Genomic DNA, 14,420 nt, shown 5'->3' on the forward strand with positions numbered 1-14,420 from the left:
GAGAGTTCAGATGAACCGCACGAACCTGCCCGTTCCGTCGCCCCGCGACGGGATGGATATTTCCCGCCGCCGCTTCGTCCAGGGCCTAACGCTCGGGTCGGTGGCCGCCAGCGCCGGGCTGCTCGGCAGCCGTCCAGCCCGGGCCGCTGCAGCGCGTATCCCCGTGGTTGGCGGTATCGCCCCGCCGACGCTGTCCGGCACCGAATTCGCACTGGAGATCGGCCAGGTGCCGGTCAACTTCACCGGCACGCGGCGGCTGGCGCATGCGATCAACGGCTTCGCGCCCGGGCCGCTGCTGCGCTGGAAGGAAGGCAGCGAGGTCACCCTGCACGTGACCAATCGCCTGGCCACGCCCACCTCGATCCACTGGCACGGCATCCTGCTGCCGTTCGCCATGGACGGCGTCCCGGGGTTGAGCTTTCCGGGCATCGCGCCGGGCGAAACCTTCAGCTATCGCTTTCCCGTGCGCCAGAGCGGCACCTACTGGTACCACTCGCATACGCGGTTCCAGGAGCAGTCCGGCCTGTACGGCGCCATCGTGGTCGACCCCGCCGAAGGCGAGCGGCACCCGGCCGACCGCGAGCACGTGCTGCTGCTGTCGGACTGGACCGACGACGATCCCGAGCACGTCTACGCCACGCTCAAGCGCCACAGCGACTACTACAACTACGCCCAGCCGACCGCCCCGGAGTTCTTCCACGACGTGCGCGCGCTGGGCTGGCAGCAGGCGCTGGCCAAGCGCCGCATGTGGAACCGCATGCGGATGAGCCCCAGCGATCTCAGCGACGTCTCCGGCGCCACCTACACCTACCTGCTCAATGGCGTGGCGCCAGCGGGCAACTGGACCGGCCTGTTCCGCCCCGGCGAACGGGTGCGCCTGCGCATCATCAACGGCTCCTCGATGACCTTCTTCGACCTGCGCATCCCGGGCCTCACCATGACGGTGATCGCGGCCGACGGCCAGGACGTGCAGCCGGTGGCGGTGGACGAGCTGCGCATCGGTGTGGCCGAGGTCTACGACGTGCTGGTGCAGCCGACCGACGATCGCGCCTACACCGTGTTCGCCCAGTCGATCGACCGCAGCGGCTTCGCCTGCGGCACGCTGGCGCCACGCGAAGGTATGCGCGCGCCGGTGCCGCCGCTGGATCCGCGCACGCGGCTGAGCATGGTCGACATGATGGGCGCGATGGCGATGGATCACGGCGCTATGGGCGATCAGGCCAGGCACCCAGAGAGCCCAGAGATGGCCGGCATGATCATGACTGCCCCGCCTGTTCATCACGCCCGCACCGAATACGGCCCCGGCGTGGACATGCGCGTGGACATGCCGCGCAGCAATCTCGACGACCCGGGTGTGGGGCTGCGCGACAACGGCCGGCGCGTGCTCACCTACGCCGATCTGCACACTCTCGGTGGCCCGATCGACTCGCGCCCGCCCAGCCGCACCATCGAGCTGCACCTCACCGGCAACATGGAGCGTTATGAGTGGTCGTTCGATGGCGTGAAGTATTCCGATGCGACGCCGATCCACTTCCGTGCCGGCGAGCGGCTGCGCATCGTGCTGGTCAACGACACCATGATGAACCACCCGATCCATCTGCACGGCATGTGGAGCGAGCTGGAAAACCCCGACGGCACGTTCCAGGTGCGCAAACACACCATCAACGTGCAGCCCGCGCAGCGCATCAGCTATCGGGTGACCGCAGACGCCCCGGGGCGTTGGGCCTATCACTGCCACATGCTCTACCACATGGAAGCGGGCATGTTCCGCGAAGTGGTGGTGGCATGAGCCGGAAGATCGCTTTCCCCCGCTTCGCGCGCACCACGCTTGGCCTCGTGCTCTCGCTCGCCGCGGTGACATGGATGCCGCCGGCCGCGGCGCAATCGACGCTGGCATCCTCCGCTTCCACCGGCGACACACACGGAATGGACATGGGCGCGATGCCGATGGGCGACATGCCGATGTCCGCGCCGGCATCCAGCGTGGATGCGCCCGCATCGCGCGCGATGTCGACGATGGATCACGCGATGCCGGGGATAGAGCACGCGGCGCACAAGGGCCACGCGCCGACGTCCTCCTCGTCGACGCAGGGCAAGCCGGCGATGGACCACGGTGCGATGCCCGGCATGCAGCACGGAGACCGCCATCCGGCGGCCGCTTCCTCGATGTCCAACATGGACGCGATGGCGGGGATGCAGCACGCAACGCACGAGGACCACGCGCCCGCGCCGTCCTCGTCAACGCAGGGTACCCCGGCGATAGACCGCAGCGCGATGCCCGGCATGCCGCAAGGCGATAGCCATTCGGCGCCGGCTACTTCCGCCATGCCCGGCATGTCAGACATGTCTGCGATGCCAGGGATGGATCACGCGGCCAAGGGCGCTGCCATGTCCGGCATGTCGATGGGCGCCATGCAGGGCGGTGCGGCGCCGGCAGATGCGCGCAACCCCGATTACTCGGAAGGCTACGGCCACAGCACCATGCCCGGCATGGACATGGCCGACAGCGCCTCGATCGGCATGCTGCTGGTCGATCAGCTCGAAGCCTTCCACGGTCGTGACGGCAGCGGGCAGGCGTGGGAGCTGCAGGGCTGGTACGGCGGCGATGCGGACAAGCTCTGGCTACGCAGCGAAGGCGAGCGCAGCGGTGGGCGGCTGGAGGACGGTGACGTCGAGGCGTTGTGGAGCCACGCTGTAGCGGCCTACTGGGACACTACGCTCGGCGTGCGCCACGACCTCGGCGAGGGCCCGTCGCGCGACTGGCTCGCCGCCGGCGTGCAGGGTCTGGCGCCGTACTGGTTCGACGTGGAGGCCACGCTCTATCTGGGCACCTCCGGACGCAGTGCGGCGCGCCTGCGCGCCAGCTACGACCTGCGCTTCACCCAGCGGCTGATCCTGCAGCCGGAGCTGGAGGCGAACCTCTACGGCCGCCGCGATCCGGCCCGCGGGCTCGGCCGCGGCCTCACTGACGTACAGTTCGGCCTGCGGCTGCGCTACGAGATCCGTCGGGAGTTCGCACCGTATGTGGGCGTGCAGTTCGTGCAGCGCGTCGGTGCCACCGCCGACCTCGCACGAACGGCCGGCCGCGCCGTGTTCGACCGGCAATTCGTGGCCGGCCTGCGTATCTGGTTCTAATCAGGACTCTGCCATGACGACACCGCTCCGCTCGTTCCTCTTCGGCGTGCTCGCCACGCTGGTGCTGCTGGCCGCCGGCGCCGCAGCCTTCGTCTGGTCGGGCCGCTACGACATCGGCGCGGATGCCCCGCACACGCGGCCCGTGTTCGCGCTGATGCAGACGCTGCGCGAACGTTCGATCCGCGCCCACGCCGCCGATCTGGCAGTGCCGGACCTGGACAACCCGCAACGCGTGCTCAAGGGGGCCGGGCAGTACGCGGCGATGTGCACGCAGTGCCATCTCTCCCCGGCCATGGCGGATTCTGAGATCCGCCCCGGCCTGTACCCGCAGCCGCCGAACCTCAGCCGGGAGCGGGTCGATCCGAAGCAGGCGTTCTGGGTGATCAAGCACGGCATCAAGATGAGCGCGATGCCGGCGTGGGGCACCAGCCACGACGACGCGACGATCTGGTCGATGGTCGCCTTCCTGCAGAAGCTCCCCGGCATGAGTGCGCAGGAATACAAGGACATCGTGGCGCGGGCGCCGCCGGACGACGACATGGACATGGGCGCCGCTACCGACACGGACCACCACGGCCACAATCACGACGGCGCGCCCGTCGCGCACTGAACCTTCGGTTTTGGGCGCGGCTCAGTGCGTGTGCGAGAACGCGCAGGCGGTGTGCGCGCCGCGGCTGGCTTCGTCCTCGTCGGCGTGGTCGGTCTGCAGCGTGACGTGGGTAATCGCGAAGCGCTCGGCCAGCATCGCCTGCACGGTGCGGCGGGTGTCGTGGCAGTCCAGCGCGCGACTCACGAACAGATGGGCCGACAGCGCCGGCATGCCCGAGGTCACTTCCCACACGTGCAGGTCTTCCACTGCGGTGATGCCTTCGACCGCACGCATCGCTTCGCCGATGGTCGCCGGATCCAGCCCGCGTGGCGCCGCTTCCAGGAACACCCGGCCGGAGTCGCGCACCAGCGCGTAGCCGGCCTTGAACATCAGTGCGGCCACGATCAACGCGGCGATGGAGTCGATGCGGTTCCAGCCGGTCCACCACACGATGGCGCCGGCGATGGCGGTGGCGATGAAGGCGTACAGGTCGGTGAGGATGTGCTGGAAGCTGCCTTCCACATTGAGGCTCTGCCGGTTGGCCTTGCTCATCACCCACACCGCGACGAGGTTCACCCCGATGCCGACCGTGGCCACCACGGTGACCAGCGCGCCGTCGACACGCGGCGGCGTAATCAGCCGCACCACCGCTTCGATAATGAACCACGCCGAGAGCAACAGCAGCGACAGCCCGTTGATCTGTGCGCTGAGAATTTCCGCCCGCTTGAGCCCGAACGTGTAACTGCCCTTGGCGGGCCGCTTGGCCAGGCTCATCGCCCACAGCGCCAGCGTGATCGCCGCCGCGTCGGTGAGCAGGTGACCGGCATCGGAGATCAGCGCCAGCGAGCCGGCGATCAGGCCGACGGCCACTTCCACCACGGTGAATCCCAGCAGCAGGGCCAGCGCGACGCCGAGGTAACGCCGGTCGGCGTCCTGGGCGATGGCGTGGTTGTGCCCGTGGTCGTCGTGGTGCGCATGATCGTGATCATGCGCAGCGGCTGAGTAATCGTGGGGATGGTCGTGCGGGTGCGCGGAGGAGGTCACGGAAAGCGTTCGACGATGTGGCGAGGACCTCGAAACGATACGATGCGGCCCCCGCGTTATGTCATCACACGCGTCGCCATTGCGAGCCGCTGCATGCCCTGGATCATCGCCAAATACCTGATCACCGCCGCCGTGGTGGTGATCGTGTCCGAAGTCGCCAAGCGCAGCGACCGCGCCGGCGCGCTGATCGCCTCGCTGCCGCTGGTGACGTTGCTGGCGCTGATCTGGCTGCATGTGGAAAAGCAGTCCACCGCGAAGATCGCCAACCACGCCTGGTACACCTTCTGGTACGTGGTGCCCACGCTGCCGATGTTCCTGGCGTTCCCGCGCTTGCTGGCGCGCTTCGGCTTCTGGCCGGCGCTGGCGATCAGCGCGGTGATCACCGTGGTGTGCTTCGCGCTGTTCGCGCTGGCGGTGAAGCCGTTCGGGATCAAGCTGCTCTGAAGCGGCGGCCGGCGCGCGCTACGCCGGCCGCGGTCGATCAGATATCGAAGCCCACGCCGACCAGGGCCATCGTTTCGCCGCTGTTGGGATCGTGCAGGCCGCCGTTGGAGATGTGGCGGATGGCGAAGCTCACGTGCTTGAACTGCAGCCCCAGTGTGCTGACGAACTGGTAATGGCTGGATAGCGCCTGGGTGGCGTGATTGGTGCCGGCGAGCTGAAAGCTGAAGAACAGCGGGTGATACCACGCGCTCTCGTCGCTGGTGCGCAGGCGCGCACCGGCCGCGACCAGGGCGACCGAGGGGCGCGTGGTCTGGCTGTACTTGCGGCTGAGGTCACGGCCGTCGATCCATCCGGCCGATACGTCGGGCGACCAGGTGTAGCGGCTGTCGCCGATCGCGTGCGGAGCGAACACGGCTTCCACGAAGGCGGTGTTGGTGCCGTGCGAATCCATGTAGCTGCGGCCAGCCTGCACTTCCACATGGGTGGCAGCCTGGGAGAGCGCCGGCAGGGTCAGCAGGGCGAAGGCAGCGGCGAGACGACGGGGGGAGGGGATGGCGTGCACGGTCGGGGTTCCTTGGGATTTTTGGTGTTACTAGACCCGATAGTTTAATAAAGATCCGTGCAGCCGCAGTGAACATTCGTGCGTTGTTTTGCACAACAGAGCGTTTCGTCGGCGGCGACAAAAAAGCCCGGGCGATCGCTCGCCCGGGCCCCGGGGCATTTCTGTCAGCCGCTCAGCGCGTCGACGTCGGCGTCGGCGGTTGCAGCGTGGCGCTGTCCAGGTCGAGCGCCTTCGCGCTCAGCTGGCGACCGTGCGGATGCGCCTTGATCAGCGCCGCGCCGAATTGCGCCGCGTCGCCGACCACCACCACGTGCCGGTCGGTCTCGCCCAGGTGGGCCTGCGCGTAGCGCTGGATCTGCGCGGGCGTCACCGCCTGCACGCGCTCGATGTAGCGGCCGATGTCGGCCAAGTCCACGCCGTAGACCGCCAGTTCGCCCACCTGACCGGCCAGTCCCGACGTGGTCTCCAGGCTGCGCCCGTATTCGCCCACCAGGGTGGCCTTGCGCGCGGCCAGTTCGTCGGCGCCCACCGGTGTCGAACCGAGGCGGTCGAACTCGCCCTGCATCAGAGTTACCACCTGGGTGGCCGAGGGGTTCTTGGTCTGCGCCGCAGCCAACCACAGGCCGCTGCCGCGGCGCGAATCGAAGCTGCTGCTGGCGCCATAGGACAGGCCGCGCTTGATGCGGATCTCCTCGTTGAGGCGCGCCGAGTACGAGCCCCCAAGCACCGCGTTGGCGACCGTGCCCACGTAGAAATCCGCATCACTGCGCGGCGGCGCCACGTGAGCAGCGACCACGCCGGCCTGGCCCGCACCGGCCTGGTCGATCACCAGCAGGTGGGGCAGTGTGCTGCGGCCATCGGTGGCCGGCGCCTTGGGCAAGGCCGTGGCCGGTGCCTTCCAGTCGCCGAAACTGGCGCGCGCCAGCTCGGTCGCCTGTTCGGGCGTGATGTCGCCGGTGAGCACCAGGATCGCGTTGTCCGGTCGGTACAGCGCCTGATGCAGCTGCACCACGTCGGAGCGGCTCACGCGCTTGAGCGAGGCGGGGGTCCCACTGCGCCAATGGCCATAGGCGCCGTCGCCGAACACGCTGCGGGCGGCCACGAGCGAGGCCAGCGTGGTGGGGCGGCTGAGCATCAACTGCAGGTCGTCCAGCGCCTGTGCGCGGGCGCGAGACAGCTCGTCGTCGGCGAAGGTCGGGCGGCGCACCACATCGGCAAGCAGCGCCAGGGCTTCGCCCAGTCGCGGCGTGGTGACGGTGATGCCGACGCCGCTCTCGTCCCAGCCGGCGGACGCATCGAGCGTGCCGCCTAACGCTTCGGCGGCGGCGGCGATCTGCGGCGCGGTCTTGCCGGCAGCGCCTTTGGTCAGCAGGTTGGCGGTGAGGTTGGCCAGTCCCGCTTCGCCGGGCGGATCCATCTCACCGCCGCGGCGGATCAGCACTTGCGCGGTGACCAGCGGCAGCCCGGCCCGACGCACGCTGACCACGCGCAGGCCGTTGGCCAGCGTCTGGCTGGAGGGCGTGGGCACGTTGAGCTGCGGCGCGACGGCCGGCGGCGGTGGCGTGCTGGGAAAGTCGCCGGCGCAGGCAGCGCCGGTAACACCGAGGGCGCCGGCAATCAGCGCGGCGAGGGCGAGGCGGTGCATCGGTCGGCTCATTTCGTCGCTCCCTGGCGGGTGGCCGGCGCGCCTTTGGGCTGCGGCAGGTAGTCGATGGTCACGCTGTGCGCGCCGGTGACGTAGGTGTGCAGCACGCGCTGCACGTCCGCGGCGGTCACTTTCTGCAAGGCGGCGAGGTCACTGTTCACGTGGGCCGGATCGCCGTCGATCAGGGTCGCCTGCCCCAGCGCAAAGGCCAGCCCCATCGGCGTTTGACGCTGCTTGAGCTGGGCGGTGAGCAGCTGGGTCTTCACCTTGGTCAGCTCCGCGTCGGGAATCGGCTGGGTGGCGAGCCGGTCGATCTCCGCGCGCAGCCGCTTCTCCGCCTCATCCGGCGTGTGCTTGCTGGCGAGGATGGCGTAGACGGTGAACAGCCCCGGCCCCACGCGCGCATCGGCATCGGCGCCAACCTGTTGCGCCACCTGATCGCGGTACACCAGCGACTGGTACAGCCGCGAGGAATCGCCTTCGGACAGCAGCGCCGCGGCGACCTGCAGCGGGATGGTGTCGGCCGACGGTGCCGGCGGGATCAGCCAGGTCATCGCGATGCCGGGCAGCGGTGCGGTGGGGCTGGTTTCGGTGTAGCGCTTGTCCGCCGTGCGGGCCGGTTCGACCGCGGTGACCTGCGGTACCGGGGTGGCCGGCTTGGGAATCCAGCCGAAGTACTGATCGACCCACGCGTCGAGTTGCTTCGGGTCGAAATCGCCGGCGACGATCAGCGTGGCGTTGTCGGGACGATAGAAGGTGTTGTGGAAGTCGATCACGTTCTGCAGCGAAGCGGCGTCCAGATCCTCGATGCTGCCGATGGTCGGACGCCGGTACGGATGCACGGTGTACGAGTGCGGGTCGATCGCGTTGAACAGCTTGCCGTAGGGGTTGGCTAGCACGCTCTGGCGGTACTCCTCCTGCACCACGGCGCGCTCGGACTTGAAGTTCTTCTCATCCACGTTGAGGTTGGAGAGGCGCTCGGCTTCCGCCCACAGCAACGTGCGCAGATAGTTGGCCGGCACCACCTCGTAATAGTTGGTGACGTCGTCGCTGGTGGAGGCGTTGTTGGCGCCGCCGACATCCTCGGTGAGCCGGTCCATCTGCTCGGCGTGCATGTGCTTGGTGCTTTTGAACATCAGATGCTCGAACAGGTGCGCAAAGCCCGAGCGCCCGGTCGGATCGTCCTTCGAGCCCACGTGATACCAGACCTGCACCGTCACGGTCGGGCTGGCGTGGTCTTCCACGCTGAGCACCTGCAGCCCGTTGGGCAGCTTGCGCTCGCGGTAGTGGATGGGTGGGACGGCGAGCTCGGCCGCGGCGACCGGTGCCGGCCCGACCGCGACGGCCGCAAGCAACGTAAGCGAAGCGAGCCGGACGACGGCCCGCAGAGGATGGCGCATGACGAAACTCCTTCCTGGATGGTCGGGCGACGATAGCAAGCCGCGGGTCGCGCAGGCAGGGCTTTGCCATCCGGCAGACTTGCGAGGCCTTCGCGACTGGGGGTCGGGCTTGTCCGATGCCGGTCCGCCGCGAGGTGGCAGAGGCGCCGGCCGGAACCTCAGCCTGCGCTCGTCTGCGGACGCAGCGCCTTGAGCCGCCGCTTCTCTTCCCGGCGTGCCTTGCGGGCGGCCTTGCGGATCTTGCGGTCGTGGTTCCACAGGTAGATCGCGGGTGTGCTCAGCAGCGTGAGCAGCTGCGATACCAGCAGGCCGCCGACGATGGCTATCCCTAATGGCTGGCGCATCTCCGAGCCGATGCCGAAGCCGATCGCCAGCGGCAGCGCCGCGCCCATCGCCACCAGAGTGGTCATGGTGATCGGGCGAAAGCGCACCAGCGCGGCCTCGCGAATCGCCTCAGGCGGGCTCAGTCCGCCCTCGCGCTGGGCCACCAGGGCGAAGTCGACCATCAGGATCGCGTTCTTCTTGACGATGCCGATCAGCATCAGGATCGCGATGATCGCCATCAGCGAGAGCTGCGTCTGCGTCACCAGCATGGCGAGAAAGGCGCCCATGCCGGCGGCCGGCAGCGTGGAGAGGATCGTCAGCGGATGGCCGAGGCTCTCGTAGAGAATGCCCAGCACGATGTACATCGCCACGATCGAGGCGAGCAGCAGGATCATGCCGTTGTTCTGCGCCTGCTGCAGGCGCTGGTTGTTGCCGGTGAATTCCACCCGCACGCCGTCGGGCAGATTCACCGCATACGCGGCCTGGTTCACCAGCGCGATGCCGCGATCCTGGGTGACGTCCTTGGCCAGGTTGTAGCTGATCGTGGTGGCCTGCATCTGGTTGTGATGGCGGACGCGGGTCGGCGCGATGCTCGGTGCGATCTTCGCCAGCGCCGACAGCGGCACCATCTTGCCCTGGTCGTTGCGCACGTGGAGGTTGAGCAGGGCGCCGGGGCTCAAGTCCTCGGCTGAGCCGGAGGTGAGGATGACCCGGTACTGGTTGATGTCCGAATAGATCACCGACACTTGGTTCTGCCCGAACGCGTTGTACAGCGCCGAATCGATCGTGCCCATGCCTACGTGTAGTCGGCCGGCGGCCTCGCGGTCCACCAGCAGCCGCTGTTCCTTGCCGGTGTGCTCGAACTCGCTGCTGACGTCGCGGAACTCCTTGATGGTGCGCATCTGCCGCACCATCTTCAGCGTCCACGGCTGCAGGTCTTCGCCGCTGGAGCTGATCAGCTGGAACTCGTACTGGCCGCCGTTGCCGCCGCTGCCACCGCCGCCGAGGAACTGAGCGGCGCTCACCGAGACCTCCACGTTGGGTAGCGCGTTGTATTGCTTCGACAGTCGGTCGACGACCTCCTTGATGCCTTCCTTGCGCATGCCGGGACCGTTGCCGCGTGGCTTGAGGTCGACGAACATCTGCGCCGAATTGCCCACCGCGCCACCGAAGCCGTTGCCGCCCAGCATGGTCAGCTGGTCGAGCACCGCCGGATCGCGCTTCATGATGTCGCTCACTTCGCGCGCCCGTTGCGTCAGCAGGGCTGGCGAGATGTTGGTGTCCGCGCTGACGAACACCTGCAGTTGGCCGGTGTCCTCGTCGGGCATGAAGGTGCCACCGGCGGTCTTCACCACGGCGAAGCCGAGCACGCCGGTGAGAATCAGCAGCAGCAGCGGCTGCCAGCGCATCAGCCGGCGGTGATGCATCGCCCAGTCGAGTGCTCGCTCGTAGCGCCGCAGCAAGGCGCGATCGAAGCGCTCCACCGCCGCCTCGATCCGTCCGGGCGGCTTCGGCGGTACCGGCTCGTGCTTGAGCAGGCGCCCGCAAAGCGCGGGGGTGAGGGTGAGCGAGACGATCGCCGAGATCACCACTGCGGCGGTCAGCGTCACCGAGAACTCGCGCAGCAGCATCACCAGCATGTTGTTGCCGAACAGCAGCGGCGCGAACACCGCCACCAGCGACAGAGTGATCGATACCACCGTGAAGCCGATCTCGCGCACGCCCTTGAGCGAGGCTTCCAGCGGCGCGTCGCCGTGTTCCATATGGCGCACGATGTTCTCGATCACCACGATCGCGTCGTCCACCACGAAGCCGATGCACAGCACCAGCGCCACCAGCGACAGCGTGTTGAGCGTGTAGCCCAGCGCCCACATCGCCACGAACGCGCCGGCCAGCGAGAGCGGCACGCTGAGCATGGCGATCAAGGTGGGCCGCACGCGGCGCAGGAACACCAGCATCACCAGCGCCACCATCGCGATCGAAATCAGCAGCGCCGTCTCCACCTCGTGCAGCGCCGATTTGGTGGTCTGGGTGAGGTCGAACACCGGCGTGATGGTGATGTTCGCCGGCAGCGAGCCGCGCAGCTGTGGCAGCTTGGCGCGGATCGCCTCCACCGTCGCCACCGCATTGGCTTCCGGTCGCTTGCTGATCTGCAGGCCCACCGTGTCGCTGCCGTTGAACCAAGCGCCCTGGTACTTGTCCTCCTGTCCGCCGTACACCTTCGCCACGTCGGACAGGCGCACCGGCGTGCCGTTCTTGCTCGCGATCAGCAGCCGGGCGAATTCCTCCGGCTCATGCAGGGAATCGTTGGCGAACACGGTGTACTGCGTGCGCCCGTTGCTCAGGATGCCCTGTGGCGAAGTGACGTTGGCGGCGCGCAGCGCGTTGCTGACGTCGGTGGGGGTAAGGTTCTTGGCCGCCAGCGCGGCGGTGTCCAGCTCGATCCGCACCGCGTGCGGCGTGCCACCGAACACCTGCACCTGGGCCACGCCGGGAATCTGCGCCACCGCGGGTTTGAGCAAGGTGTCGGCCAAGTCGAACAGTTTGTCCTGGGGCAGCCCGCTGGAGGTCAGCGTGATGAACAGGATCGGGATGGTGGCGGTGTCGAACTTGAAGTACTGCGGCGGCACCGGCAGGCCGGGGGGCAGGTCCGGCGCGGCGGCGTTGATCGCCGACTGCACATCGCGCGCGGCCTTGTCGGCGGTGCGGTCGAAGGTGAAGCGCACCATCACCGAGGCGGAGCCCTCGCTGGCGTTGCCGTACATCTCGTCCACGCCCGGGATGCGCCCCAGGTGCCGTTCCAGTGGCGCCAGCACGGTGCTGGCCATGGTTTGTGCGCTCGCGCCGGGCTGCTGCGCCACCACGTAGACACCCGGGAACTCCAGCGAGGGCAGCGCCGCCACGCCCAGCAGCAGGTAGGCGCAGATGCCGGCCAGCACCAGCCCGGCAGCGAGCAAGGAGGTGCCGACCGGGCGGCGGATCATGGGGGCAAAGATATTCATGGCGCTTCCGTGGGCCGCGGGCGGTGCGACCGAGCTGCGCATGATCGCGCAGGCCTCTCGGACAGGGCCCGGGCCGCAGGGTTCAGAGTGACGGACATGCGCGCTTTATGCCCGCTGTCCCCGCACAGTGTATGTGCCTGAAGTCCCCACCGTGTCGAAAGGCAGGGGCCGTCGTGGCCGCACACGGCCGAGGCCGGCGGCCGCGCCGCCGACCATCGGGCCCGGGCCCTTCGACTTCGCCGCTGGGCGGCGACGCTCAGGGCGGCCGGATCAGGGGCTCCCGCCTGATCGCCCCGAGCGCATGGGTCGCCTCAGGAGCGCGGACGGTAACGCAGGGTGAGATACCAGCTGCGGCCGGGCTGGTTGAAGTAGTAGACCGTCTCGTAGTGCCGGTCGAAGGCATTGGCCAGTCGTCCCTGCAGCTCCCACCCGGGCGCGAAGGCATAGCTGGCGCGCAGGTCGGCGGTGGCATAACCGCCCAGCCGCTGGGTGTTGGCGATGTTGTCGTAACGCGCGCCGGCCACGTTCCAGGTCGCGCCCACGCTGAAGTCGCCGAAGCGGCGGTCCAGATCGACCCGCGCAGTGCGCTCCGGTCGCCGCGGCAGCCAGTGGCCGTCGTTCGGACCGCCGTCGTCGTTGCGCGGCTGCTGCCAGGTCAGATAGCCCTGCCAGCGCCAGCCGGCCAGGGTGGCTCCCAGCTGGCCCTCGATGCCGCGGATACGCGCGCGGCTGATGTTCAGCGGAAAGTAGTTGCTGTCCAGCGCGATCAGCTGGCTGATCCGGGTCTGGAAGGCGTTCAACGCCCAGTTCCAGCCGTCGCCCTGCTGGGTCACCCCCAGCTCGGCGCTGCGCGAGGTTTCCGGCTTGAGGTCCGGGTTGCCGCTGCCGTAGGGGTAGTACAGATCGTTGAACGTGGGCGCGTGGAAGGCGCTGCCGTAGCTGGCCGACAGTCGCAGCCCGTGATCGAGCCGGTAACCCCAGGCGGCGGCGCCGGTGTCGTGGCTGCCGAACTGGCCGTTGTGATCGTGACGCGCGGACACCTGCAGCTCGTTGCGGCCGAACGTGCCCTGGTACTGGGCAAACACGCCGGTGTCCTGGCGGGTGCTAGCGAGGTAGCCGGTATCGCTGGACAGATGCTCCTGTTGATAGTCGGCGCCCAGCGTGAGCAGCTGGTTGTCGGCCATGCTGAAGTCGTTCTGCCACGAGGCCTGGTTGCGGCGCGAATCGGAGTAGCGCAGGTAGACGCCATCGTTGTACGTGGTGGCCTTGTCCAGGTTCTGCCCGGCGCCGAGGGTCACCTGCCAGAACGACAGCGGCCGGAATGTGAGGCGCATGCCCGCCACCTGCTGCACGTTGAGCGCCTGGTTGCCGTAGGGCGCGCCATCGAACTCCACATAGTTGCGGCTGCGCAGCCAGGTGCCGGCCAGCTCGGTGCCGTCGTCCCAGCGGTAGCCGGCGTTGGCCAGCGCGTTGTAGTTGCGGAACGCATCCTTGTCCGGCTCGTTGGCGAAGCAGCCAGCGAACACCGTGCCTGCGCCGTCGCGGCAGGCGTTGATGCCGCGGGTGTACTGGCCGCCCAGGCTGAGGTTGTACCAAGCGTGCCGGTCGCCGCCGGACAGGCCGACCTGCCCGCCGACGGTGCCACGGCTGCCGGTGGTCAGGCTGAGCGACGGCGCGATACCGCCATCGAGGTGGCCATGGCGGGTGAATACCTGGATCACACCGCCGATCGCGTCGGCGCCGTACAGGCTCGAGCGCGGCCCACGCACCACCTCGATTCGCTCGATCTGCTCCACCGGGATCTGCTCGAACGCGGCCAGCCCCGCGCTCACTGTGCCCACGCGCACGCCGTCGACCAGCAGCAGCGTGTGCGAGGAGTTGGTGCCGCGCAGGAACAGCGAAGTCTGTTCGCCCATGCCACCGGACTGCGCGAAGGTGACGCCGGGCAGGCCGGTCAGCACGTCCATCAGCGAGGTCGGCTGCAGCCGCTCGATGTCCGCCCGCGTGATCACGCTCACCGACGACAAGGCATCGTCCACTGTGATCGCCGTGCGTGTGGCGGTGACGATCACCGGATCGATCGCCGTGCCGTCGGCCTGCTGTGCCTGCGCACCTTGCGTGGCGGCAGCAAAGAGCGCGACGGCTACAGCCGTTGCCACGAGATTCCTGTTCATCATGCGATTTCCTTCGCCGTGCACCCGCGCGCGGCTCAACAAGGGATGAGCTGGCAGGACATCGGGGGAACGCACGGAGACAGACGCACGGCGTGGCCGCG

10 protein-coding genes are annotated in these 14,420 nt (G+C 68.4%); 4 read left to right on the top strand and 6 right to left on the bottom strand.

Annotated elements, in window-relative coordinates; all coding sequences use genetic code 11:
• Positions 1–10 precede the first annotated feature (10 nt).
• The 3 genes from ACTHJF_RS02240 to ACTHJF_RS02250 are packed head-to-tail and all read left to right on the top strand — an operon-like array spanning position 11 to position 3,745.
• Positions 11–1,789 (top strand): copper resistance system multicopper oxidase, encoded by a 1,779-nt coding sequence (locus ACTHJF_RS02240; RefSeq protein WP_440265639.1) that lies wholly within the window; start codon positions 11–13, stop codon positions 1,787–1,789.
• Positions 1,786–3,135 carry a copper resistance protein B gene (locus ACTHJF_RS02245; protein ID WP_440265640.1) on the top strand — a complete coding sequence of 450 codons (1,350 nt, stop codon included), beginning with the start codon at positions 1,786–1,788 and terminating at the stop codon, positions 3,133–3,135. Before ACTHJF_RS02240 ends, ACTHJF_RS02245 begins: the two co-directional genes overlap by 4 nt.
• Before the next feature lie 13 nt (positions 3,136–3,148).
• The gene (locus ACTHJF_RS02250; protein WP_440265641.1) at positions 3,149–3,745 is read left to right on the top strand and encodes a c-type cytochrome; all 597 of its coding nucleotides are present in this window, start codon (positions 3,149–3,151) and stop codon (positions 3,743–3,745) included.
• Positions 3,746–3,766: 21 nt separating this feature from the next.
• On the opposite strand, the gene ACTHJF_RS02255 is transcribed toward ACTHJF_RS02250, so the two are convergent.
• Positions 3,767–4,768 carry a cation diffusion facilitator family transporter gene (locus ACTHJF_RS02255; RefSeq protein ID WP_440265642.1) on the bottom strand — a complete coding sequence of 334 codons (1,002 nt, stop codon included), beginning with the start codon at positions 4,766–4,768 and terminating at the stop codon, positions 3,767–3,769.
• A 93-nt stretch (positions 4,769–4,861) separates the two neighbouring features.
• Between ACTHJF_RS02255 and ACTHJF_RS02260 the strand changes: the two genes are divergently transcribed.
• Positions 4,862–5,212, top strand: coding sequence for a DUF3147 family protein (locus ACTHJF_RS02260; RefSeq protein WP_440265643.1), 351 nt, complete (start codon positions 4,862–4,864; stop codon positions 5,210–5,212).
• Between the two features lie 37 nt (positions 5,213–5,249).
• On the opposite strand, the gene ACTHJF_RS02265 is transcribed toward ACTHJF_RS02260, so the two are convergent.
• The 5 genes from ACTHJF_RS02265 to btuB form a co-directional block, all read right to left on the bottom strand.
• The gene (locus ACTHJF_RS02265; protein WP_440265674.1) at positions 5,250–5,765 is read right to left on the bottom strand and encodes an acyloxyacyl hydrolase; all 516 of its coding nucleotides are present in this window, start codon (positions 5,763–5,765) and stop codon (positions 5,250–5,252) included.
• 181 nt (positions 5,766–5,946) lie between these two features.
• Positions 5,947–7,431: a M16 family metallopeptidase gene (locus ACTHJF_RS02270; RefSeq protein ID WP_440265644.1), complete on the bottom strand. Its 1,485-nt coding sequence runs from the start codon at positions 7,429–7,431 to the stop codon at positions 5,947–5,949.
• Entirely contained in the window at positions 7,428–8,819 is a 1,392-nt protein-coding gene (locus ACTHJF_RS02275; protein WP_440265645.1) for a M16 family metallopeptidase, read from the bottom strand. The genes ACTHJF_RS02270 and ACTHJF_RS02275 overlap by 4 nt, the downstream gene beginning before the upstream one ends.
• A 158-nt stretch (positions 8,820–8,977) precedes the next feature.
• The gene (locus ACTHJF_RS02280; RefSeq protein ID WP_440265646.1) at positions 8,978–12,145 is read right to left on the bottom strand and encodes an efflux RND transporter permease subunit; all 3,168 of its coding nucleotides are present in this window, start codon (positions 12,143–12,145) and stop codon (positions 8,978–8,980) included.
• Between the two features lie 311 nt (positions 12,146–12,456).
• Positions 12,457–14,319 (bottom strand): TonB-dependent vitamin B12 receptor, encoded by a 1,863-nt coding sequence (btuB, locus tag ACTHJF_RS02285; RefSeq protein WP_440265647.1) that lies wholly within the window; start codon positions 14,317–14,319, stop codon positions 12,457–12,459.
• Positions 14,320–14,420: the final 101 nt, after the last annotated feature.

Source organism: Dyella sp. (assembly GCF_051962475.1).
Lineage (GTDB): Bacteria > Pseudomonadota > Gammaproteobacteria > Xanthomonadales > Rhodanobacteraceae > Dyella_A.

Coding starts and splice junctions, on each gene's coding strand:
- ACTHJF_RS02240 (WP_440265639.1), top strand. CDS start 11: ATGAACCGCACGAACCTGCCCGTTCCGTCGCCCCGCGACGGGATGGAT.
- ACTHJF_RS02260 (WP_440265643.1), top strand. CDS start 4,862: ATGCCCTGGATCATCGCCAAATACCTGATCACCGCCGCCGTGGTGGTG.
- ACTHJF_RS02275 (WP_440265645.1), bottom strand. CDS start 8,819: ATGCGCCATCCTCTGCGGGCCGTCGTCCGGCTCGCTTCGCTTACGTTG.
- ACTHJF_RS02250 (WP_440265641.1), top strand. CDS start 3,149: ATGACGACACCGCTCCGCTCGTTCCTCTTCGGCGTGCTCGCCACGCTG.
- ACTHJF_RS02280 (WP_440265646.1), bottom strand. CDS start 12,145: ATGAATATCTTTGCCCCCATGATCCGCCGCCCGGTCGGCACCTCCTTG.
- ACTHJF_RS02245 (WP_440265640.1), top strand. CDS start 1,786: ATGAGCCGGAAGATCGCTTTCCCCCGCTTCGCGCGCACCACGCTTGGC.
- ACTHJF_RS02270 (WP_440265644.1), bottom strand. CDS start 7,431: ATGAGCCGACCGATGCACCGCCTCGCCCTCGCCGCGCTGATTGCCGGC.
- btuB (WP_440265647.1), bottom strand. CDS start 14,319: ATGAACAGGAATCTCGTGGCAACGGCTGTAGCCGTCGCGCTCTTTGCT.